At 70.5% G+C, this 21,492-nt stretch carries 18 protein-coding genes and 1 pseudogene; 12 read left to right on the forward strand and 7 right to left on the reverse strand.

The window, feature by feature from the left end:
• The first annotated feature begins 21 nt into the window (after positions 1–21).
• From gmd to GJQ66_RS03415, 3 genes are read left to right on the forward strand one after another with little or no spacing between them, the layout of a single operon-like run.
• Positions 22–1,071 carry a GDP-mannose 4,6-dehydratase gene (gene gmd, locus GJQ66_RS03405; RefSeq protein ID WP_155047952.1) on the forward strand — a complete coding sequence of 350 codons (1,050 nt, stop codon included), beginning with the start codon at positions 22–24 and terminating at the stop codon, positions 1,069–1,071.
• Positions 1,068–2,051 (forward strand): GDP-L-fucose synthase, encoded by a 984-nt coding sequence (locus GJQ66_RS03410; RefSeq protein WP_155047953.1) that lies wholly within the window; start codon positions 1,068–1,070, stop codon positions 2,049–2,051. The genes gmd and GJQ66_RS03410 overlap by 4 nt, the downstream gene beginning before the upstream one ends.
• A gap of 4 nt (positions 2,052–2,055) precedes the next feature.
• Positions 2,056–2,337 carry a Dabb family protein gene (locus GJQ66_RS03415; RefSeq protein ID WP_368732617.1) on the forward strand — a complete coding sequence of 94 codons (282 nt, stop codon included), beginning with the start codon at positions 2,056–2,058 and terminating at the stop codon, positions 2,335–2,337.
• Here the strand turns inward: GJQ66_RS03415 and GJQ66_RS03420 are convergent.
• The gene (locus tag GJQ66_RS03420; protein WP_196215798.1) at positions 2,325–2,819 is read right to left on the reverse strand and encodes a DUF4916 domain-containing protein; all 495 of its coding nucleotides are present in this window, start codon (positions 2,817–2,819) and stop codon (positions 2,325–2,327) included. The two genes, GJQ66_RS03415 and GJQ66_RS03420, sit on opposite strands and share 13 nt — an antisense overlap.
• A 91-nt stretch (positions 2,820–2,910) precedes the next feature.
• Here GJQ66_RS03420 and GJQ66_RS03425 point away from each other — a divergent pair, with 91 nt between their 5' ends.
• The 3 genes and pseudogenes from GJQ66_RS03425 to GJQ66_RS03435 form a co-directional block, all read left to right on the forward strand.
• Positions 2,911–4,179 carry a DUF1524 domain-containing protein gene (locus GJQ66_RS03425; RefSeq protein WP_155047955.1) on the forward strand — a complete coding sequence of 423 codons (1,269 nt, stop codon included), beginning with the start codon at positions 2,911–2,913 and terminating at the stop codon, positions 4,177–4,179.
• A 300-nt stretch (positions 4,180–4,479) separates the two neighbouring features.
• Positions 4,480–6,687 carry an acyltransferase family protein gene (locus GJQ66_RS03430; RefSeq protein WP_155047956.1) on the forward strand — a complete coding sequence of 736 codons (2,208 nt, stop codon included), beginning with the start codon at positions 4,480–4,482 and terminating at the stop codon, positions 6,685–6,687.
• A 198-nt stretch (positions 6,688–6,885) separates the two neighbouring features.
• Positions 6,886–6,987 (forward strand): annotated as a pseudogene (locus GJQ66_RS03435) (excalibur calcium-binding domain-containing protein); the annotation flags it as partial.
• A gap of 20 nt (positions 6,988–7,007) precedes the next feature.
• Here the strand turns inward: GJQ66_RS03435 and GJQ66_RS03440 are convergent.
• Positions 7,008–7,247 carry a hypothetical protein gene (locus tag GJQ66_RS03440; RefSeq protein ID WP_196215799.1) on the reverse strand — a complete coding sequence of 80 codons (240 nt, stop codon included), beginning with the start codon at positions 7,245–7,247 and terminating at the stop codon, positions 7,008–7,010.
• A 107-nt stretch (positions 7,248–7,354) separates the two neighbouring features.
• The gene (locus GJQ66_RS03445) at positions 7,355–10,213 is read right to left on the reverse strand and encodes a putative Ig domain-containing protein (RefSeq protein WP_155047957.1); all 2,859 of its coding nucleotides are present in this window, start codon (positions 10,211–10,213) and stop codon (positions 7,355–7,357) included.
• Positions 10,214–10,484: 271 nt separating this feature from the next.
• On the opposite strand from GJQ66_RS03445, the gene GJQ66_RS03450 reads away from it, so the two are divergent.
• The 5 genes from GJQ66_RS03450 (at position 10,485) to GJQ66_RS03470 (ending at position 15,841) form a co-directional block, all read left to right on the forward strand.
• Positions 10,485–11,345 (forward strand): DUF308 domain-containing protein, encoded by an 861-nt coding sequence (locus GJQ66_RS03450; RefSeq protein WP_368732618.1) that lies wholly within the window; start codon positions 10,485–10,487, stop codon positions 11,343–11,345.
• 236 nt (positions 11,346–11,581) lie between these two features.
• Positions 11,582–12,091: a hypothetical protein gene (locus GJQ66_RS03455; protein WP_155047958.1), complete on the forward strand. Its 510-nt coding sequence runs from the start codon at positions 11,582–11,584 to the stop codon at positions 12,089–12,091.
• Between the two features lie 382 nt (positions 12,092–12,473).
• Positions 12,474–13,937: an HNH endonuclease signature motif containing protein gene (locus tag GJQ66_RS03460; RefSeq protein WP_196215800.1), complete on the forward strand. Its 1,464-nt coding sequence runs from the start codon at positions 12,474–12,476 to the stop codon at positions 13,935–13,937.
• 516 nt (positions 13,938–14,453) lie between these two features.
• Positions 14,454–15,089, forward strand: coding sequence for a hypothetical protein (locus GJQ66_RS03465; RefSeq protein ID WP_155047960.1), 636 nt, complete (start codon positions 14,454–14,456; stop codon positions 15,087–15,089).
• A gap of 125 nt (positions 15,090–15,214) precedes the next feature.
• Positions 15,215–15,841 carry a DUF305 domain-containing protein gene (locus GJQ66_RS03470; protein WP_155047961.1) on the forward strand — a complete coding sequence of 209 codons (627 nt, stop codon included), beginning with the start codon at positions 15,215–15,217 and terminating at the stop codon, positions 15,839–15,841.
• Between the two features lie 23 nt (positions 15,842–15,864).
• Here the strand turns inward: GJQ66_RS03470 and GJQ66_RS03475 are convergent, their stop codons facing one another.
• The 4 genes from GJQ66_RS03475 to GJQ66_RS03490 form a co-directional block, all read right to left on the reverse strand.
• The gene (locus tag GJQ66_RS03475; RefSeq protein WP_155047962.1) at positions 15,865–16,830 is read right to left on the reverse strand and encodes a hypothetical protein; all 966 of its coding nucleotides are present in this window, start codon (positions 16,828–16,830) and stop codon (positions 15,865–15,867) included.
• Positions 16,831–16,855: 25 nt separating this feature from the next.
• Positions 16,856–18,274, reverse strand: a complete 1,419-nt coding sequence (locus tag GJQ66_RS03480) for a polysaccharide biosynthesis tyrosine autokinase (RefSeq protein WP_368732619.1) — start codon at positions 18,272–18,274, stop codon at positions 16,856–16,858.
• Positions 18,275–18,365: 91 nt separating this feature from the next.
• Entirely contained in the window at positions 18,366–19,856 is a 1,491-nt protein-coding gene (locus GJQ66_RS03485; protein ID WP_368732620.1) for a sugar transferase, read from the reverse strand.
• A 129-nt stretch (positions 19,857–19,985) separates the two neighbouring features.
• The gene (locus GJQ66_RS03490) at positions 19,986–20,576 is read right to left on the reverse strand and encodes a low molecular weight phosphatase family protein (protein ID WP_155047964.1); all 591 of its coding nucleotides are present in this window, start codon (positions 20,574–20,576) and stop codon (positions 19,986–19,988) included.
• Between the two features lie 64 nt (positions 20,577–20,640).
• Between GJQ66_RS03490 and GJQ66_RS15340 the strand changes: the two genes are divergently transcribed.
• Positions 20,641–21,483, forward strand: a complete 843-nt coding sequence (locus GJQ66_RS15340; RefSeq protein WP_196215801.1) for a CPBP family intramembrane glutamic endopeptidase — start codon at positions 20,641–20,643, stop codon at positions 21,481–21,483.
• Positions 21,484–21,492: the final 9 nt, after the last annotated feature.

A 21,492-nucleotide genomic window follows, 5' to 3' on the forward strand; every position in this document is an offset into this window, starting at 1 on the left:
CCAATCGCAAGGGGAATTCGCTTGACGAAGCGCGCACTCATCACCGGCATCACGGGCCAGGACGGTTCTTACCTCGCGGAGTTGCTCCTGTCGAAGGGGTACGAGGTACACGGGATCATCCGGCGCGCGTCGACCTTCAACACCTCCCGGATCGACCACCTCTACACCGACCCGCACAACCCCGACGCGAAGCTCTTCCTCCACTACGGCGATCTGAGCGACGGGGCGCGCCTCGTCACGCTCATGGCGGAGATCAACCCCGACGAGGTTTACAACCTCGCCGCGCAGTCGCACGTGCGGGTGTCGTTCGACGAGCCGGAGCACACCGCCGACACCACGGGCACCGGCACGATTCGCCTGCTCGAGGCCGTTCGTCTCTCCGGCGTCGACACGCGCTTCTACCAGGCCTCCACGTCGGAGCTGTACGGCGCCACGCCGCCCCCGCAGAGCGAAACGACGCCGTTCTACCCGCGCTCCCCCTACGCGGCAGCGAAGCTCTACAGCTACTGGATCACGAAGAATTACCGCGAGGCGTACGACATGTTCGCCGTCAACGGGATCCTCTTCAACCACGAGTCCCCGCGCCGCGGCGAGACGTTCGTCACGCGCAAGATCACGCGCGCGGTGGCCCGCATCAAGGCCGGCCTGCAGAAGGACATCTACCTCGGCAACCTCGACTCCATCCGCGACTGGGGCTACGCCGCGGAGTACGTCGAGGGCATGTGGCGCATGCTGCAGGTCGACGAGCCGGAGGACTTCGTGCTCGCGACCGGCGTCGGGTACACGATCAAGGACTTCCTCGAGACCTCGTTCGGCCACGTCGGGCTCGACTGGCAGGAGTTCGCGAAGTTCGATGAGCGCTACCTGCGCCCCACCGAAGTCGACGCCCTCATCGGCGACCCGGCGAAGGCCGGAGAGAAGCTCGGCTGGGTGCCCACGATCGACGGCAAGGAGCTGGCGAAGCTCATGGTCGATGCCGACATCGAGGCGCTCGAAAAGGGCCCCGAGTGGATCGACAAGGTCAACCTCGCCTCCTGGGCCACGGCAGACGCCGAGGTCGCGGCTCGATGACCGCGGCGAGTGACGGCGTGGACTTCACGCCCAGCGAGCTCGATCGCGACGCGACCTTCTACGTCGCCGGGCACCGCGGCCTCGTCGGATCCGCGATCTGGCGCAAGCTCGAGGCATCCGGGTTCGGCCAGCTCGTCGGAAAGACGTCGTCCGAGCTCGACCTGAAAAATCGCGATGCGGTGTTCGAGTACATGGCCGAGGCGAAGCCCAAGTACGTCGTCCTCGCCGCGGCCAAGGTCGGCGGCATCATGGCCAACAGCACCTACCCGGTGGACTTCCTGAGCGACAACATGCGCATTCAGGTAAACGTGCTCGACGCGGCACTCGCGAACGACGTCGAGCGGGTGCTGTTCCTCGGGTCCTCCTGCATCTACCCGAAGTTCGCCGAGCAGCCGATCCGGGAAGACTCCCTCCTCACCGGACACCTCGAGCCGACGAACGACGCCTACGCCATCGCGAAGATCGCGGGCATCCTCCAGACCCAGGCCGTGCGCCGCCAGTACGGCCTGCCCTGGATCTCGGCGATGCCGACGAACCTCTACGGGCCCAACGACAACTTCTCACCCAAGGGGTCGCACGTGCTGCCCGCGCTCATCCGTCGCTACGACGATGCCGCCAAGTCGGGGGCGTCGTCGGTGACGAACTGGGGCACGGGCACCCCGCGCCGCGAGTTCCTCCACGCCGATGACATGGCCGACGCCTGCCTGCACCTCATGGAGCACTACGACGGGCCCGACCAGGTCAACGTCGGCACGGGATCCGACGTGACGATCAAGGAGATCGCGGAGACCATCGGCGAGGTGACCGGGTTCACTGGCGAGACCGAATGGGACACCACGAAGCCCGACGGCACCCCGCAGAAGCTCCTCGACGTGTCGAAGCTCGCCGACGCCGGGTGGACGTCAAGGATCTCGCTGCAGGAGGGACTGGAGCGCACCGTCGCCTGGTATCGCGACAACGTCGACGCTCTCCGCGAGTAAGGGCGTGTTCCGGCACATCGTGCTGTTTCGCATCCACGACGACGTCGGCGATGCGCGTGTCGACGCCGCGATCGACATGCTGCAGGGCTTCGCGGCCTTCCCCGGTGTCGTGTCGTGGATAACCACCCGCTCGCTCGACGAGCGCAAGGGTCGCGTCGTCATCGAGGAGGCGACGTTCGAGTCTCGAGGCGCATTCGAGCGGTTCCGTGGCGATCCCGCTCACGTGAGGGCCGCGAAGACGATGGCGGAGATTGCGGACTGGTGGATCGGCGATTACGAGGCGTAGTCGCCGAGGAGCAGGGCGATGAGCCGTGCTGACCCCGGCCACATCGGGCGGGGAAGCGCGTTCGCGGGAACGAACGTGAAATCGAGCGCTTCGTTCTGCGGTGCCGGGTCGCCGTCGAGCTCGACGACAAAGCTGAGGCCAATCGCGTGCTTGCGAGGGTCGTCGCCGTGGTCGATCGTGAGATCGGGCTGAAGGTCGCGGGGGAACCACTGGTGCACGCGGGCGGGCTGCGGGTCCTCCTCGAGGACGAGCCTCACGCCCAGCGTGTCGACAGCGTGCCGCTGGAGCGCGTCGCGGATCGTCTCGCCCCGCTGGATCCGCCCGCCGAGGTGACACCACACCTCGCCAAACGGTGACTTTCGGAGGATCAGGCCGACCTCGCGGTGGCCGGCAGCGGCGGTGCGGACGGGAACGAAGTCGACGCACGCGATCGGCATCGTCTGCTCGATCAACTCGTACTGCTCGCGGGGGAGATAGGTCACGCCCCCATTCTGGCCGGCGCGCGCCCCTCCCCGCCCGCGCGAGCCGGCGCCGATCGGCTGAGCCCGTTTGCCCGATCCCCCTGGAGCCCTCATGCCCCTCCCCTCGCGCGCCCCGAAGGGCGCGGCCCGCCGGCCGTTCGTGCCGTCCGCGGCCTGGCTCATCGGGCTCGGCATCGTGCTCCTGGCGCTCACGATCTCGCGGGGGTTCTCCGGCCTCCTCGCCGGCGTCGTGCTGTTCCTGCTCGCCGCCGGCGTCTTCACCGCAGCGACCGGGCGCGGCGGTGCGCTGAACCTGCCCGGCCGCGGGTGGGGGTGGGCGTCGGTCGCCGCGAGCCTCGTCCTCGCCGTGCCCGCCGGCGCGCTCGCGGGGGCGGCGGATCCGGATCCCTCCCCCGTCGCCGCCGCGACGCCCTCGCCGACGGCCACCGCGCGGGAGACGGCATCGCCCATTCCGACGCCCACGCGCACCGCGACCCCCACGCCAACGCCGACGCGGACGGCCACGCCCTCCCCCACGCCGACCCCGGAGGACTCCCCCGTCACCCCGCCGTCCGAGGTCACGGGCGGCACCGCGCTCGCGCTGCTCGAGACGCTGCCGGTGAAGGGCAAGGCCGCCGCCACCGGGTACGACCGCGTAGGAGGGTTCGGCGAGTCGTGGCTCGACGTCGACGGCAACGGGTGCGACACGCGCAACGACATCCTCCGCCGCGACCTCACCGACCTCACGTTCGACGGATCCTGCATCGTCCTCACCGGCACCCTCGCCGGGCCCTACACCGGCGAGACGATCGCCTTCACGCGCGGGGTCGACACCTCGTACCTCGTGCAGATCGACCACGTCGTGGCCCTGAACAACGCGTGGGTCACGGGGGCGCAGCAGATCTCGCAGGAGAACCGCGTCGCGCTCGGGAACGACCCGCTGAACCTCCTCGCGGTCGACGGGCCCACGAACGGATCCAAGGGCGCCGGCAACGCCGCCACCTGGCTGCCCGCGAACACCGGCTTCCGGTGCGAATACGTCGCCCGACAGATCTCCGTCAAGGCCGCCTACGCCCTCTGGGTGGCGCCCGCCGAGCGCGACGCGATGGCGCGGATCCTCTCCTCCTGCCCCGACCAGCCCGCCTACGCCTCGGGGTACGACGCGGCGCCGGTCATCGCGGCGCCCGCGCCGGACCCCGCCCCGGCGCCCGCGCCCGTCGAGGAGGCGCCGGCGGTCGAGGATCCGGCACCCGCCCCGCAGGATGTGTACTACGAGAACTGCACGGCCGCGTGTGAGGCGGGCGCGGCGCCGGTGCGCACGGGCGACCCGGGCTACGCCTCCCACCTCGACCGCGACGGGGACGGGGTGGGAGGCGAGTAGGGGTCAGCTCGCGAGACCGTCCAGCCCGAGCCCGGCCGGGCGATTCATGCATCGCCAAATGGGCACACCATCGGGCATCCTGCGCCGCAGCACAGCGTCGCCATCCCCCGTCCCAGGTTCCTTTCGCACCTTGCTGCAATGTGACCTGGCATTACGCGCCGACAGTTGCAGCGCTAGCCGAGTAATGCGACGGGCTTCAACAGTGCGGCGTGTGACCACCTCCAGTCCCGACGCGAAGGCCGAAAAGGTTTTTGGTCTCTAGCGCACCGCGTTACGAGCACGTGACGTGAATGCTCTACGATGCGCAAGGTAGAACCGGAGGAAAGCATGGCATCACGGGCCGCAGCTGGGCGCATCGCACCACAGGGTCAGAAGAAGGAGACCTTCCGCGCCGACATCCAAGGGCTGCGAATGATTGCGGTCCTTGCAGTCATAGCGGATCATCTGTTTCACTGGCCGAGTGGCGGATTCGTCGGCGTTGATATCTTCTTCGTAATCTCGGGTTTTCTCATCACGAGCCTGCTCCTCCGCGAATATCAGAGGAGTGGAACGATTTCGTTCCGACAATTCTACAAGCGCCGCATCAAAAGAATCATTCCCGCGGCAATGCTGGTGATCCTCGCGACCATCATAGGCGCGTATTTCACGTTCTCTGTCTCAAGGTTCGATCAGACCGTGTGGGATGGAATATGGGCTTCCCTATTCGTCGCCAATTGGCACTTTGTGTCTCAAGGGACCGACTACTTTAACGTCGATGGAGCCATATCACCGCTCCAGCACTACTGGTCACTGTCCGTGGAAGAGCAGTTCTACTTCGCATGGCCCTGGATGATGCTTCTCGTGTTCATCATCGTGCGACGCCTGAAAGGCACAGGAAGACTTGCGCGATTCATTGTGCTCGCCACAATCATCATAATCTCGGCAGCGTCATTCGCATGGTCGATGCTTGAGACCGTGGAGGCCCCGACCTGGGCCTACTTCTCAACGCTTTCTCGGACATGGGAATTGGGAGTTGGCGCGATTCTTGCCGTCATCGCGGGCGTATTCGCCCGGCTGCACACGCCTGCACGTACTGCACTCGCGTGGGCCGGGCTCGTCGGCATCGCCCTAAGCATCTTCATTGTCGATGAAAACTCTGGCGGCTTCCCCACTCCCTGGGCACTACTGCCCGTGCTGTCGACAGCACTCGTCATCGCCTCTGGTACAGGTGGTGAGGCACGGTTCATGTCACCTCTCGCAAATCCGGTTACGAGCTATATCGGGGATATATCTTTCTCCTTGTACCTGTGGCACTTCCCGATCATCATTTTGCTGGGCACGCTATTGCCTAGCGATTCGCTGCTGTACTACGTCGTGACGATTTTGATGATCTTCGGCATGTCCGTCCTCTCTTATCACCTTGTGGAGGACCCTGTACGCACATCCTCGCTTTGGGAGGGCCGCTCCAAGGGAAAGTCGCACCAGAATAAGTCGAGCCAGTCATTCCCACAGTCCAATCTGGCCAGGATGGCGACCCTCGGCGCAATCGCCCTGATCACGACCGGTCTGGTCTCGTGGTCGCTCGCGAAACCCGGCGGCCCCGACACCTCAAACACGGCGTACGTCCCATTTCAACATCTGAATTCGACTGCGCAACCGACCGAACCTTCGATCGATACTTCGACCGCGCGCGGCGCACGCAAGGCCGCGATCTTGGATGCACTTGCGGAATCTAGCTGGCCCGAGACGACCCCGTCACTGGATCTTCCGGCCACGGAGATCTACGTCTCCGCATGGAGAACCGACGACTGCCTCAACGTCTCTGTCGAGAATATTGGGCGATGCATTTATGGAGATCCGAGCGGCGACCTAATCGCAGTTATCGGAGACTCGGCCGCTATCAGCTGGATGCCTATGTTACAGGCGGCATATCCATCAAACGCGATCCAAGCTCTTACCAAAGAGCAATGCCCCGCTGCCGCTGTAGAGGTGAATCTATGGTCAGGCGACTCATATCCTGCGTGTACGGAGCACCGTGCTTGGACCGTGGAATGGCTTGTTGCGAACCGCACGTCCGAAATCATTGTTACTGACGTCGCATCCACCACACAACGTCTCCGCGCAAATGAAGACGCGAGCGAAAGCGAAAGCGTTGCGGTTTACGCTGATGGCTTGAAACAAACGATCACGAACCTCGCGCCAGTGACGGACCAACTTACGGTATTACTCTCGCCACCATCGAGCAAAAGCCTCTCGGAGTGCAAGACTCCGAGTTCCTCTCCGTCTGACTGCGAGAGTGAAACCCCTTCCTATTACGAGGCGTGGGCCAAGGCATCCGAGGATGTAGTAGCCGATCTCAATCTCGACAACGTCACAATCATCGCGACCGAGGACTGGTATTGCTCCGGCGGCGAATGCCCCGCCTTCATCGACCACGTGCGTACCTATGCTGGCGGGGAACACCTCACAGACGAGTCCTCTTCGGGGGCGGTGGAACTATATCTTGAGGCGAAGCAAGGTGAGTCTTAATTCCCGCTGATGTTGTCGCCGTGAGAGCCCGGAGGCGCCCCCCAGAACACGATGCGCGAGCAGCGTTGTTAGCTACGCCGCGACCGTCCGGCATGGGACGACGCTGCGCCGATCATCGCGGCGCGTGCACCGGCCCCGGCACTCGCGCGCGTCGAGGAGGCGCCGGCGGTCGAGGATCCGGCACCCGCCCCGCAGGATGTGTACTACGAGAACTGCACGGCCGCGCGCGAGGCGGGCGCGGCCCCGGTGCGCACGGGCGACCCGGGCTACGCCTCGCACCTCGACCGCGACGGGGACGGGGTGGGGTGCGAGTATAGCCATCACCCGTTCGGCGCGACGAGGACCTTCGCGGGGCGGGTCTCGCCGCCGTCCAGCTCGGCGAGGAGGGCGGGGAGCTCGTCCAGGCCGATGATGCCCGTGATGAGCGGGGCGACGTCGACCGCGCCGTCCGCGATCGCGCGCATCGCGCCGAGGAAGTCGCTCTGGGTGTAGGCGAGGGATCCGATCACCGTGAGCTCGCGCGACTGCCAGTCGCCGTAGGACACCTCGGATCCGCTCATCGGGTAGCCGAGCAGGGCGAGGGTGCCGCCGCGGCGGACGAGCTCCGCGATCGACGGGACGACGCCGCGGGGCGCGGGCGGCGTGCGCCCGCGCCCCGCTCGTTCCGCTACGCCCGGCGGCGGGCGCGGGCCATCAGGAGCGCCACGAGCCCCGCGATGAGCAGCGCGCCGGCCGCCACCGCGAGCGGCACCGTCGTCACGGACGGCTCCGCGCCCGTCGCGCGGAGGTCGACCGCGGCCGGCTCACCCGGGCCGTCGGATCCGCCCGTTGCGGCGTCGCCGCCGGTGCCGGCGGACCCGGATCCACCGTCCGCGACCGCGTCGCCGGAGTCGGCGTCGCCCGTCCCGCCGTCGGCGTCACCCGTTCCGCCGTCGGCATCGCCGGATCCGTCGTCGTCGGGCGCGGGCGCCACGCGCACGGCGTAGACCTCGCTCGGCGCGTCCTGGCGGGTGATGTCGGTCACGGTGACCGCGTACTCCCCCGCGCGCGTCGGCGTGCCCGCGAGCGCGCCCGTGGCCGCGTCGACCCAGAGGCCGCCGAGGTCCGCCTCCTCCGCGAGGGTGCCGAACACGGCGCCCGCCCCGGCGGATCCCGCGACCTCGGCGAGGAGCGGCTCGCCGACCGTCGCCGCAGCGGGCGGCAGGGCCGCCAGCTGCGACGGGGCCGAGCGCACGACGATCGTCACCTCGTGGGTGGCGGCGAACGGACCCGCCTGATCCGTCACCGTCACGACGCTCGTTCCGACGTGGGTGGGCGTGCCCTCGAGACGGCCGGTGGCCGGATCCAGCGCGAGCCCGTCGGGCAGGACGCCGTCCACGACGACGAGATCCATGCCGTCCACCACGGTGGTCGCGAGGTCCGCGGCGAGCGCCTCGCCCACCACCCCGTCGACCTGCGAACCGCCGGCGATCTCGGCCCGGTCGCCGTGCACGACGAGCGTGAAGTCGACCTCCTCGCGCGCCCCCGCGAGGTTCCGCACCGTGAAGGCGCACTCGCCCGCCTCGAGCGCGGCGCCGCGGATCCGCCCGTCGGGCCCGAGGAGCATCCCCGTGGGCAGGGCGCCCGCGACGATCTCGAGGTCGACGCCCGTGCCGCTCGCGGGGGTGCCCGCCGCGTCGGTGTCCGCGACGAGCGTGCGGTCGACGCTCGCCCCCACCTCCGTGCTGAGCAGCTCGCTCACGTACGAGGCGGACACGTAGCGCGGCGCCGCGGCGGGCGCCAGGGCCGCGGCGGCCGGGTGCAGGTTGAGGCTCGCGGCGGCCTCCTCCGGCAGCGACTCGAGCCGGTACGCGTCGCCGAGCTCCGTCACCCGCACGCCGAGGAAACGGTGCGCGGGAAGGAAGGACTCCTCCTGCAGCACGAACGACGCCCGCGTCGCGCCCGGGATGTCGATGTGCTCCCCGGCCTCGTCCACGTAGTACCACTGGTACCCCCAGACGGGCTCGCGGGATCCGTCCGGGTCGACGACCGGGGGAATGTCCCACTCCCCCGGGCAGGCGACGACGACCGTGCCGACGGCCGCGGCCGGCGCCTCCGGGGTCCCGGCGGTGCACTGCTCGGCGGAGGCCGCGAGCTGCGGCTGCACGTCGTTCGTCGCCTTCGCGCCCGCGAAGCACGACTTCTTCGTCTTCGTCACGGTCGGCGCGACCACCTGCGTCGCCTCGCCGCCGAGACTCGCGGGGTACGTCGAGGAGACGTGCGAGATGAATCCGTCGTCCGTGCCGCGGATCCCGAACCGCCAGTCGCCCTCGAGCGTGTAGACCGTGCCCGTCCACGCGTACATGAAGTAGCCGTAGCCGGGTACGGAGATCTCGTCCTCGACCTCCTGCGTCACCGAGCCGCTCTCGGTGGTCGCGGTGGATCCGCCCCACTCGTAGCTCACGGATCCGCCCACCTCCCACACGTCCTTCACGCCACCCTTGGCGCTGGCGGAGACCGAGGTCTTGTGCGTGTCCGTGATCGTCCGCGAGTGGCTGGTCGTGCTGGAGCTGCTCACCGTGTGCGTCGTCTCCGCGGCGCCCTCGTTGTGCCAGGTGGGGGATCCGCTCGTCGTCGAGGATCCGCACCCCAGCAGGCGCTCCGACTGCACGCCGCTCGCCATCACGGCGGAATCGCTCGGCGAGAGCCACGCGGTGCTTCCGGGCAGGCGCACGAGGCACGTGGCCCCGTTGCCGTTCGCGCAGTCGTACGCGCCCTGCTCGAAGGAGCGGTCGACGAGCCACGACCAGTGCTGCCACACGCCGGTGGAGTCGCGCGCGTCGTTGTACACGCCGAACGACTGCGCCTCGGGGTGGATCCACTCGGTCACCGCGTCGGGCACGCCCGTCGTGTTGGGGCGCAGGTAGTGGTCCTTGCCGCACTCGATGAAGCCGCGCGCGGGCTTGTTCGCGGCCCGCGGATCCCACGCCTCCATGTTCCCGTAGCCCTCGAGCCCGTTCACGCGGCTAAAGAAGCACTTCCCGCTCGTCACGCTGATGATCCGGAACTGGTGTGCGGCCGGGTCACTCGTGCCCACCGGCTCGTCGGCGAGCGGCGCGATCATGAACTGCTGGCGCGTGTTAACCGCCGAGCAGGTCTGGCCGATCTGGTCGCGGATCCGGTCGCCCCACGACCCGGCGTTGTTATACGTCCACTGCTCCGTGAGGCACTGGCCGTTGCCGAGCACGATCTGCACGTACCGGCTCGCGTCCCCCGGGTTCATCACGCGCATCGAGGCCGTCGGGTGGCGGTCGGCCTGCGTCGGGTCGTCCGTCATCTCCTTCGACTTGATCTCCATCTGCTGGGCGGGGACGACTGTCGCGGCGGCGGCAGCGTCGGCTTCCGCTGTTGTTGCTGCTGTTGTTGCGGCGGCGGGTGGGGCGGCCGCGAGGGCGCCGAGCGCGACGGCGAGGGTCAGGCACGCGGCCGCGGCGAGCCGCAGCGCGTGTGGGAGCGGCGCGCGGGCCGCGGGTCGGCGAGCTGTCATCGGATCCGTTCCTCCGTTCGGCGGTCGAGGGGCCGCGTGCCCGCTCGAGTTATCCGGATAAGTTCTATCAGATAATGGGGAGGGGGCATAGGGGTGGGGTGGGTCGTGGATGGCAACGCGGCGCATTCCGGGGTCCGCTCGCGGTGCATGCCGGCGCATGGATAACGGAATGACATCGATCGCCGCGCCGCGCGGGTACCCGGTGAGGGTTTAAGTACTCGGGTACGGCAAAATATTGGGCCGTACATACGTTTTACACAGGGAGCACATCGTGACCACCACCCCGCCCGAACCCCAGCAGCCGGCCATGCCGACGCACCCGGCCGCCCCGGCGCCCGCGCCGCAGGCCCCGAAGCGCGCGCGAAACGTGCTCGGCCTGATCGCGCTCATTGCCGCGGCGCTCGGATTCATCTTCGCGTGCATCCCGGGCGCGGTCATCGTCGGATGGATCCTGCTCCCCATCAGCTTCATCCTCGGGATCGTCGCCGTGTTCCTGCGCGGCAAGTCGAAGTGGGAGGCGATCACCGCCATCTGCCTGTCGATCGTGGGCACGATCGTCGGCGTCATCGTCTTCGTTGTCGCGATGGCGAACATCGTCAGCGACTCGTTCGACGAGTCGTTCAGCGAGGGCGACACCGTGGTGACGGATCCGTCGACGGACGGATCCGAGTCGGAGTCTTCGGAGTCTGAGGACGCGGAGTCGACGCCGGCCGAGGGCTCACGCGAGAACCCGCTCCCGTTCGACGCGACGTTCGAGAACGACAGCTGGGCGTTCGAGTTCACAAGCTTCACGCCAGACGCGAACCAGATTGTTGTCGACGGCAACCCGTACAACGACGCGCCAGGCGAGGGCGAGATCTACGTCATGGCCGAGGCGAAGGCGACCTACCTCGGCGACGACGAGGGGTCGACGTTCGAAGTCAACATCGACTACGTCACGGCCGATGGCAACGTCGTCTCGACGTGGGACAACATCGTCGCCGGCGTCGAGCCGGAGTTCGGCTCGGAGTCGATGTACAACGGGGCCAGCGACGAGGGCAAGCTCGTCTTCCTCGTCCCGGATTCGGTCGACGGTCTCCTCCGCGTCGAGGCCGGCATGTTCGCGGACGCCGTGTTCTTCGAGCTGCCGTGACGCGCACCCCACGCCGTGCCGCCGGGCCCGCTCTGCGGAGGGGGCCCGGCGGCGTTGGGGTGTCGGGCTCTGGCGGCAGGCAGCACACCGGTGGCTCGTTGGGTTCGGGTGGCTCGTCGGGCTCCGCGCTCGCACCGTCGAGTGTCTTCGGCGGCGCACCGCGCTCCGAGCCCCGTAGGTCGATGGGCCCCGGCGGCGGGAGTGCCGCCGGCGGGTGGACACATGGGGCGCTGGCCGTGTTCCTCGCCGTCGGGGTATTCGCGCTGGCGGGGTGCACGGGCGGGGGCGATGCTGCCTCGGAGGCCGGCGCGACGACGAACCCCGAGTCGACGGCGGGGCCGAGTTCGGCCGCGTCGGGTGCCGCGGGGACGGCCTCTGCAGAACCAGCCGACCCCGGCAGCGCGGATCCGTCGGAAGCAGCCCCTGCGGATCCGTCGGGCTCGGGGTCCGCGTCCGCGGCGCTCGCGGATGGCGCGGCCGCCTCCATGTGCGCGATCGACGCGAGGCTGTGCGAGCCTGAGAGCTCCGTGCTCGTCGCCGATCTCGTCGCGATGGGCTGCGACCAAATGCGCCAGGCTGCTGCGGGCGAGTCGGATCCGTCGACCGCCATCGGATACGTATACGGCTATCTCACGTCGAATGACCTCGCGTTCGCCGCTGCGGAACCCGTGATGACCTACGCGATCGCGACGGCGTGCCCCGAGTACGTGGCGTTCCTCCCCGAGGGGTCGGACGGCGGGGAGTAGGCGGGGGTCGGTGCGCGGGCGGGGCGGGTGCGCGGTGCCTGCACGAACCGTGCGCGCTGCCAGCCCCACATCCTTCGGGCGCCTCGTCCCTGCGCCACTTACCCGCGACGCTTCCGCGCGCCTCCTTCGCGCGCTCCTGATTCGCGCACTTCCTTCGTCCGCCTCGTTTGCGCACCTCGCTCGCGCGGCTCCTCCGGCGACGCCGCGCGGCTCCGCGACACCGATGCGGGCGATCCCAATCCGACGCGCGACACCCCGCGGCGGCGCAACCTCGTCCACAGCCCGCAATCCAAAAAGTTCTCCCCATCGGGCGTTCTCCCTCTCCGAATGTCGTACCTCTGTTCTAATCTGGAGGCACGAATCGAGAGGAGGTGGGGAAGAAATGAGCGAACTTCTGGCATCGGTCGCAACGCGCGACGAGATCGAGCAAGCGGAGCGCATCGTCTCGCGCCTCGCTGTCCTTTCAGAGCGGGAGGCGCGGATCCGCGGGGCCCGGGCGGCCCTCATGGCTGAGGCGTTCGCCATCACGCGCTCGCAGACCGAGCGCCTCGCGGGCGCGACGATGAAGGAGCGGCAGATGCCGCTCCGGTCGATGGCGGCCGACATCGCGGCTCACACGCGCGCGACCGACCGCGCGGTGCAGAACGAGCTCGGGGCCGCGCACTTCCTCGTCACGTCCTTTCCCGAGACGCACAAGGCGCTGGCGGCCGGCGAGATTCACGCGGAGCACGCGGAGACGATCGCGTCGGCCGGGGTGCGCCTCACCGATCCGGAGGAGCGCGCCGCGTTCGAGGGCGACACCCTCGGCGTTGCCCGCCAGACCACCGCGCACGCCACGCGCACCTACGCCCGCCAGGCCGCCGAGCGCCTCGCGCCGCTGACCCCGCCGCAGCAACGGGCCCACGCGTCCGAGGGCCGGCGCGTGTTCGTGGACGACTACGACCAGGGCGCATCGATGCTCGGCATCATCGGGCCGTCGGCGGAGATCCACGGGGTGTTCGACCGCATCACCCGCCAGGCCCGGGTCCTCCGCGACGATGCCGCCCGCGCCGCGCGCGAGGCCAAGGGCGCGCGGGAGCGCCGGGCCGCACAGGCGACGTCGGGCACCGCGGACAGCGATGCCCCGACGGCTTCTCCTGGCGGGCCGCCTCCCGCCCCGATCTCCGACGAGCGCACGCTCGCCCAGACCCGCGCCGACCTCGCGCTCGACATGCTGCTCAGCGGCACGCCCGGCCTCGACCACGCGACCGACACGGCCCCGGGCGGTCTCGGCGCGATCCGCGCGCACGTGCAGGTCACGATCCCCGTCACGACGATCACGGGCGCGACCTCCACAAGCGCTGACCTCGATGGGGCCTGCCTCGTGGATCCGGATTCGGCCCGCCGCCTCGCCGGCGGCGCGACGGGGTGGGACCGGCTCCTGACGGATCCCGTCACCGGCACCGTGGTCGCCACCGACCGCTACACGCCGACGGCGGCGCAGCAGCGCTACCTGCGGGCCCGAGATCAGCACTGCCGGTTTCCCGGGTGCCGCCAGCCCGCGAGGCGCTGCGACATCGACCATACGATCGACCACGCCCGCGGCGGCCCCACGAGCCTGACGAACCTCGCCTGCCTCTGTAAGCGGCATCACACGCTCAAGCACGCCACCGAATGGCACGTGTCCCAGGGCCCGGGCGGCCACCTCACCTGGACCTCGCCGACGGGCGCCTCCATCGCGGATCCCCCACCCCGCCGCGTCGCCTTCGTCCCCGACGGCGGCGATGGCGATAGCGATAGCGCGACCGGCCACCGCCACCCCAATCGCGACGGCGACGGCGACGGCGAGCCGCCACCATCCGGCTAGGCGAGGCGATCCGTCGAACGACGCCGGAAGCAGTGACGCGGCACGGTAGCCCCGCCCCGACGACGACGGTCGCCCCGCCGGCCGCCGCCATCCGCACGGCGTCGACGACGACGTGCGGAGCAATGGCGACTGAGACGGCGCCGCTGGACGCCACGGCGGCGCGGGTGTCGCCCGCGAACCGCGCGGGGTCGATGGGCACGGGGCCTGTACGCCGCGCGGTAATGACGACCACGATGGGGATCTCCACCGCGACAAAGGCAGCAGCAGCGAATTTCCTGATAGCGGCGAGGCCCTGTCGGGGTTCCGGCCGCACACCCATCCACCGGGCGACGCGCGAGTGGTGAGAAGCGAGGGAGCGGCGCAGCGCCGTCACGCCCCGCCGGCGCCTCGCCCCACCGTGAACCTCACGTACCCCGCGCTATGTCCGCGGCGCGGATCACGCCTCTGACGCTCTTGCACGAGGCGGATCCACCGGCCACTGAGAGAGCGGTGCGGCCCGTTCCGTACACTGATCGCGTGAACTCGATGCCAGCCGCGGGGGCGCGCACGCTGCGCCGCCTCGTGGCGTGCGCGGGCCTCGTGTTCGCCGTGGCGTTCGGGCTCGTCGCCATGCACGCCCTCGACGCCCCCGGCCACGCGCTCGATGCGGCGGGCACGACCACCTTCGCCGCACAGGGCCACGCGACAGGCGCGGCGGGCGCGGCACACGCCAGTGGCAGGACCGCCCTCGCGGCGTACATTCTCGCGGCAGGCGTGGAAGACACCGCGGGCGCGGCCGCCCTCACGGCGCACAGCCAGGCGGAGGAAACAGAGGGCACGGCCACCCTCACCGCACACAGCCACGCGGACGACGCGGGGGGCGCGGCGGGTGCCGAAGGCACGGCCACCCTCACCGCACACAGCCACACGGCCGACGCGGCGGGCGCGGAAGGCACGGCCACGTGCGCGGAGTGCGCGCCGGAGCACCACGCGCGGGCCGCAACGGCCTGCGTGCTCGGGCTTACGGCGGTCCTGTTCCTGGTGCCGGGGCCCCGGCAGCTGGCCGCCCGCGCCGCTCCCGGCCTGGCCCTCCTCGCCCGCGGCGCGCGGCGCGTGCGCACGCGCCGGCGCGTGGCGCTCACCCTCATCGACCTCTGCATCCGGCGGACCTGAGTCGGCGCCGGCCCCGCCACACCCGTACCGCGGATCCCCGCGGCGTGGCGCCGCCGCCCGACCCGATTTCCCGGGGCGACGCCCTCTCGCGCGCCCCGGCACACACGCACACGCAGAGGATCGACATGACTACTTTCCGCGCGGCCACCGCCGCCACCGCCCTCGCCATCACGACCGCCCTCGCCCTCGCCGGCTGCTCGGCGGGCGGATCCTCCGGGTCCCCCGACGCGCACGGCGGCGGCCACGGCGGATCCGCCCTCCCCGACGACGTCTCCAACGCCGACGTCATGTTCGTCGCCATGATGATTCCCCACCACGAGCAGGCCATCGAGATGAGCGACATGCTCCTCGCGAAGGAGGACGTCCCGTCCGACGTCGCCGCCCTGGCCGAGGACATTACCGCCGCCCAGGGCCCCGAGATCGATCAGCTCGAGGCCTGGCTCGACGAGTGGGGCGTGGGCTCCATGGGCGGCATGGGCGATATGGAGGGCATGGGCGACATGGGATCCATGGACGGCATGATGTCCGAGGACGACATGGCCGAGCTCGAGGCCGCGACCGGCGCCGAAGCGACGCCCCTGTTCCTTGAGCAGATGATCGAACACCACGAAGGCGCGATCGACATGGCCGAGGCCGAGATCGCCGACGGTTCGCACGAGGGCGCCATCGCCCTCGCGCACGACATCATCGACGCCCAGACCGAGGAGATCGCGCTCATGCGCGAGATGCTCGCCGACGCGAACGCGTCCTGACCCCGCGCCGTGTGGGCTGGGACTTAGACGCGCGCGAGCTCGTCCCCGGCCCACACGGCCACGGTCTCGCTGCCGGGCGCGCCCACGACGTCGAGCGCCACCGGGCCCGCGACGTCACCCGTCGCGGACAGGGCCGCGCACCCCACCGACGCGGCGAGGCCGTCCGGGCCGGCCGCCGAGACGGCGAGGCCCGCGCACGATGCGTCGCCGTGCGCGGCGTAGACCGTGCCGTCGACGACGTCGACCGCCACGACGTCCGCGAGGCCGTCGAGCGGGGCCCACGCGCCGTCTCGGAAGACCTGGGCGGATCCGTCGCACACGACCGCCACGACCCCGTCGTCCGCGCGCAGCCCGAACGGCTCCGCGCACGGCGCCTCGACGTCCACGCCCGCCGCGACGACGCCGGTGCGGCCCGGCGCCACGAAGGACGCGGACTCGAACAGCTCGGCCTCGTCGCCCCAGAACTGGCCCTGGCTGAAGGTGCGGATCGCGCGCGTCTCGCACGGATCCGCCTCCGACTCCTCGTCGAGCAGCGACGCGACGATGTCCGCCTGCTCCTCCGCGAACGGATCCAGTCCCATGAGCTGCGTCACCCCGCGGTAGGTGGGCGTGACGTCGGTCCAGGTGCCGCCGCCGTCCGTCGAGCGCTCGAGCAGCGGGGCCACGCCCTCCTGGCAGGATCCGGCGGTGCCGCGCCAGACGATGTCCCCGCTTCCCAGGGCGAGGAAGCGCTCCTCCGCCACCGCCGGCGTCTCGGCCACGACGGTGACCGCGGGCTCGTCCGCGGCAGCGCCGTCCGAGGCCGCGTCGTCGTCCGAGGACCCGTCGTCAGAAGGCGAAGCGCTCGCCGTCGGCGTCGGGGAGGACGCCGGGGAGCTCGCGATGGACGACGCGGACGCCGCGGGCGCCTGACCCACGCGGTCCATGGCGTACAGCGAGAGTGCGCCGACGGCGACCGCCAGCGCCACCACGCCGGTGATCGCGAACACGCGACCGGCGCCGCCCCTCGCCGCCCTAGCCATTGCCGCGCGCTCTCCTCCCGCGACCCTTCGGGGCCGCTTCCAGCTCAGGCCCATACCCGTAGCCGTACCCGTAGCCGTAGTCGCCCGCGTCGGGGCCCGTCAGCGGCACCTTCGTCACGACGATGCCCGCGACCTGCGCGTGCACCGTCTCGAGCACGTCCAGCGCGCCCTGCACCTGGTCGCGCTTCGTGGATCCCGCCGCCACGACGACCATCGCGCCGCTCGTAAACTTCGCCAGCACGGCCGCGTCCGTGACGGGCAAAAGCGGCGGGGCGTCCAGGATGATGACGTCGAGGTCGTTCATGAGCATCTCGACGAGCGCCCGCATGCGCGAAGAGCCGAGCAGCTCGCTCGGGTTCGGCGGCACCTTGCCCGACGGCAGCACGTACAGCGACCGCTTGCCCCACTTCTGCAGCACGTCCTGCAGCTCCGCGCGCCCGATGAGGACGTCCGTGAGGCCCACGCCGCCCTCGATGCCGAAGTATTCCGCGACCCTCGGCTTGCGCAGGTCGGCGTCAACGATCATGACGCGCTTGCCCGCGTCGGCCAGCGCGATCGCGAGGTTCACGGCGCTCGTCGACTTGCCCTCGCCCGGCACGCTCGAGGTGACGACGAAGCTGTGGCCCGTCGACTCCGACTCGAGGTCGAGGAACTGCAGGTTCGTGCGCAGCGCGCGGAACGCCTCGCTGCGCGGGTGCTGCGGATCCGCTTGCAGGATCAGCGGCCGCTCCGCCGACTTCGGGTCGAACGGGATCGCGCCGATGAGCGGCCGGTCCGTGATACTCGCGATGTCGCGCGTCGAGCGCACCCGGGTGTCGAGCACCGTGCGCATGACCGCGAGGCCCACGCCGAGCGCGAGGCCCACGAGCAGGCCGAGCGCGAGGTTCAGCGGCACGTCCGGGCTCACCGGCGCCTCGGGCGCCGTCGCGGCCTGGATCTGCGTCACCTTCACCGGGACGGAGGACCTATCCGGCAGCGTCTCGACGTCGGTGATCGCCTCCGTGAGGTTCTCCGTCACCGAGTTCGACGCATCGGCCGCCGCCTGCGGATCCGCGTCCGACACCGTCACCCGGATGATCGTCGTCTCGAGCGCGCTCGAGACCTCCGTGCGCGCGGCGAGCTCGGTCGCCGACTCCGTCAGGCCGAGGTCAGCGATGACCGGATCGAGCACCCGAGGGCTCGTCGCGAGCTGCACGTACGAGGCGACGCGCTGCTGCGTGTAGGTGTTGCCCTGCGCCTGCTCGCCGATCGTGTCGCCGGCCTGGCTCGAGACGAACACCTCGCTCGTCGCCTCGTACATCGGCGTGCGCGTCAGCGAGAAAACGGCGGCCGCGCCGACCCCGACGAGCGCGATCACGACGATGACGACCCAGTTCTTGCGCAGGATCCGGATGTAGTCGCTCAGTTCCACAGAATTCCCTCGGTACGCGGCGTATCGCTGTCGTGGCGCCGGAGCACCTTCGCACGAGCGTACCGGTCGGCCGCCCGTCGCCCGCGAACCCTCACGCCGCCGTGTCCCCGGGCGCGAGCACGGCCCGGCCCGTCTTCAGCACGATGATGAGGTCGCCCACGAGGCTCCAGTTGTCGACGTACGACAGGTCGAGGCGCACCGTCTCCTCCCACGACAGGGTCGACCGGCCCGAGACCTGCCACAGCCCCGTGATGCCGGGCTGGACAAGGAAGCGGCGGTGCACGTGGTCGGCGTATTCGACGACCTCGCTCGGCAGCGGCGGGCGCGGCCCCACGAGCGACATCTGCCCGCAAAGCACGTTGAACAGCTGGGGCAGCTCGTCCAGGCTGTAGCGCCGCATCACGCGGCCCACGCGCGTCACGCGGGGGTCCTCGCGCATCTTGAACATGACGTCGTTGCCCGCGTCGGCCATGGCCTTCAGCGCCGCGAGCTGCGCCTCCGCGTCAACGACCATCGACCGGAACTTCAGCATCTTGAACTCGCGGCCCTTGCGCCCCACGCGAGTCTGGCGGAAGAGGATCGGGCCCTTCGAGGTCGCCTTCACGATCACCGCAAGCGCGATGAGCAGCGGGCTGAGGCCCACGATCGCGAGCGCCGAGACGACGATGTCGGCCGCGCGCTTGACGAAGCGCTGCCCGTACGAGAAGCGCGGCGTCTCGACGTGGATGAGCGGCGCGCCCGCCGCGGGGCGCATGCGGATCCGCGGGCCCGCCACGTCGGCGATCGTCGGCGCGACGGCGAGGTGGCGTCGGCCCTGCTCGAGCATCCAGGAGATCTCGCGCACCTTGCCCGGGGGCATGAGGTCGGATCCCGTCACGAGCACCGTGTCGACGTCGCGCGCCTGCACGACGCGCTCGATGTCGTCGAAGCTGCCGAAGACCTCGATGCCCTCGTCGGCGAGCGCAGCGGGGTCCGTGCCAACCGGCACGCACGCGCCGACGGGGAGGTATCCGGCCCAGCGGACCCGCTCGAGCTCCCGCGCGAAGTGCGCCGACGCCTCCGGGGTCCCGACGAGCAGCACCCGCGAGAGGTAGAGCCCCTGCGCGCGCTGCACGTTAACCCACTGGCGCCACAGCCACCGAGTCGCGAGGAGCACGAGGACGCCCGCTGGCAGGGAGATGAGCAGGTACCCGCGCGAGAGGTTGATCTGGAAGATCACCGCGACGATCGCCACGATGCCGAAGAAGCGCACGCTCGCCTCGACGACCCGGCGGTATTCCTCCCACCCGACCGTGATGATCCGCGGATCCCGCGTGTCGCGCAGCGCGAGCGCCGCGAGCCAGCCGAGCACGAGAAACACCGAGAAGGTCGTGTACGACAGCATCACGTTGCCGCCCGCGACCGAAACGTCGGCGCCCGAGTGCGCGCCGAGCCAGCCGATCTGGGTGCCGATGACGACCCAGACGAGCGCGAGCGCGTCGGTGACGAACAGGCCGAGCGCGTAGCGGCGCTGCCAGGCGCGGGCGCCCCCGGAACGGCGTTCGGGCGTGATCGCTACACGGTCGGTCGACACGACGGTCACCAAGTCACCTTCCGGCGGAGGGGAAACGGGGCCTCCCGCTACCCGGGGTTCCCATGAAGTACCCGTGCAACATATCGCATCCCTGTTTCGGGGTGATGGTCTGCGCGTAACGAATCACCCACGGTCACCTCAGGCGAGCGCCAGCCGCGCGACGCGCGCCACCTGCTCGACGCCCGGGAGGAGCTGCGCGAGCGCCTCGTCGTAGACGTCGCGGGAGCGCTGGTAGGGGTCGACGACGTCGTCGTCCGACGGATCCGCCGGCGGATCCACGTCGAACCGCGCCGAGGAGACGAGATCAAGCGCCCGGCGCAGGCGGCGCGCCGGGTCGGCCTCCCCCGCCACCTCCTGCCGGACCTCGGCGTCGGTCAGGGTCTCGGCGAGGCGCGCGAACTCGCGCGCCGTGAAGGCAACCTTGAGCTTGGCCGGCGCGAGCTCGACGGCCGCGCGCCGGTGCTCGCGCGTCATCGCCAGCACGAGGTCAGCGCCCGCGAGCACGCTCTCGTCAAGGTAGCGCGCACGGTGCGCGGACGCCGCCGACGGGTCGGCCCCGGACTCTTCCGCGAGCCGCGCGGCGTCGGGGGTCATCTCGCGGCCAACGGGAGCGCGCACGCCCGCGCTCGACACCCGGACGTCGGTGCCGGAAAGGCGCGCGCCGAGGATCAGCTCGGCCATGGGCGAGCGGCAGATGTTGCCCGTGCACACCGTCAGGATCTCCACCATCACTACCTCCGCGCCCCAGCGTAGGGGCCGCGACCGACACGCGCGTGCCGGTACCGTGGTGCGCGTGACCGACGAGCCCGCCGCCCCCACCCCGACACGCCGCCCGAGTGCGGGCAGCCGCGACGGCACCGGCAGCGGCCCGGGCGCGTCCGGCCGCCGCGGGGCGCGCAGCCGCCCGCGCGCCGAGGAGCGCCCGACCCTGGGCAGCCGCACCTGGCTCGAGGGCAGCCGCACGGCGCGCCGGTGGAACGTCGAACTGCTCGGCTGGGTCGCGATCGGCCTCGGCGTGGGCACGATCGGCTCGATCCTCGTCGGCCGCGCCGTCGTGGGGCTCGCGGGCGTCGTCCTCGCCGACGTCGTCCTGTGGGCCGGCATGCTCGCTCCCGTCGTCGTCGCCTTCACGCGCGGCGTCCCGCGGGGTCTCCTGCGGATCCGCGCCCTTGACCTGCTCTGGGCCGCCGGATTCGGGCTCGCCCTGCGGGCGGTGCAGGGCGGGCTCGCTGTTGCCGCGGGCGATTCCGGCGCGCTGCCGACCTTCCCGATGATCAACGGCGCGCTGCCCGACGGGTGGCTGTTCCTCTCCGTGATCTCCCCCATCGTCGTGGCGCCCGTCATCGAGTCGCTGCTGTTCCACGGCGTCATCGTCGTGGCCGTGTACCGGATCGCGCGGCGCGGGCTCGAGGGCGCCCTGCTGGCGATCGTGTGCTCGACGGCCGCGTTCGTCGCGGTCCACGCCATCACGGTCGGCATCGCCGACTGGGGCCAGACCGCGGCCCTCGCCCTCGTGGGCGCCACGTGCGCGGGCCTCGTCGTCCTCACGGGCCGCGTCTGGACCGCCGTCGGCGTGCACGCCGTGTACAACGCCGCGGGCGTCGCCCTCGCGCTCGCGGGCACCGCGCTCGGGTAGCGGGCCAGC

The sequence above is a fragment of the Microbacterium sp. ZXX196 genome, from assembly GCF_009709595.1.
Classification (GTDB): domain Bacteria; phylum Actinomycetota; class Actinomycetes; order Actinomycetales; family Microbacteriaceae; genus Microbacterium; species Microbacterium excoecariae.

What these genes read in the sequence shown, in the direction of transcription:
- GJQ66_RS03410 (WP_155047953.1), top strand. Translation starts at nt 1,068, where the DNA reads ATGACCGCGGCGAGTGACGGCGTGGACTTCACGCCCAGCGAGCTCGAT.
- GJQ66_RS03460 (WP_196215800.1), top strand. Translation starts at nt 12,474, where the DNA reads ATGAGCGAACTTCTGGCATCGGTCGCAACGCGCGACGAGATCGAGCAA.
- GJQ66_RS03440 (WP_196215799.1), bottom strand. Translation starts at nt 7,247, where the DNA reads ATGAGCGGATCCGAGGTGTCCTACGGCGACTGGCAGTCGCGCGAGCTC.
- GJQ66_RS03490 (WP_155047964.1), bottom strand. Translation starts at nt 20,576, where the DNA reads ATGGTGGAGATCCTGACGGTGTGCACGGGCAACATCTGCCGCTCGCCC.
- GJQ66_RS03430 (WP_155047956.1), top strand. Translation starts at nt 4,480, where the DNA reads ATGCGCAAGGTAGAACCGGAGGAAAGCATGGCATCACGGGCCGCAGCT.
- GJQ66_RS03470 (WP_155047961.1), top strand. Translation starts at nt 15,215, where the DNA reads ATGACTACTTTCCGCGCGGCCACCGCCGCCACCGCCCTCGCCATCACG.
- GJQ66_RS03425 (WP_155047955.1), top strand. Translation starts at nt 2,911, where the DNA reads ATGCCCCTCCCCTCGCGCGCCCCGAAGGGCGCGGCCCGCCGGCCGTTC.
- GJQ66_RS03445 (WP_155047957.1), bottom strand. Translation starts at nt 10,213, where the DNA reads ATGACAGCTCGCCGACCCGCGGCCCGCGCGCCGCTCCCACACGCGCTG.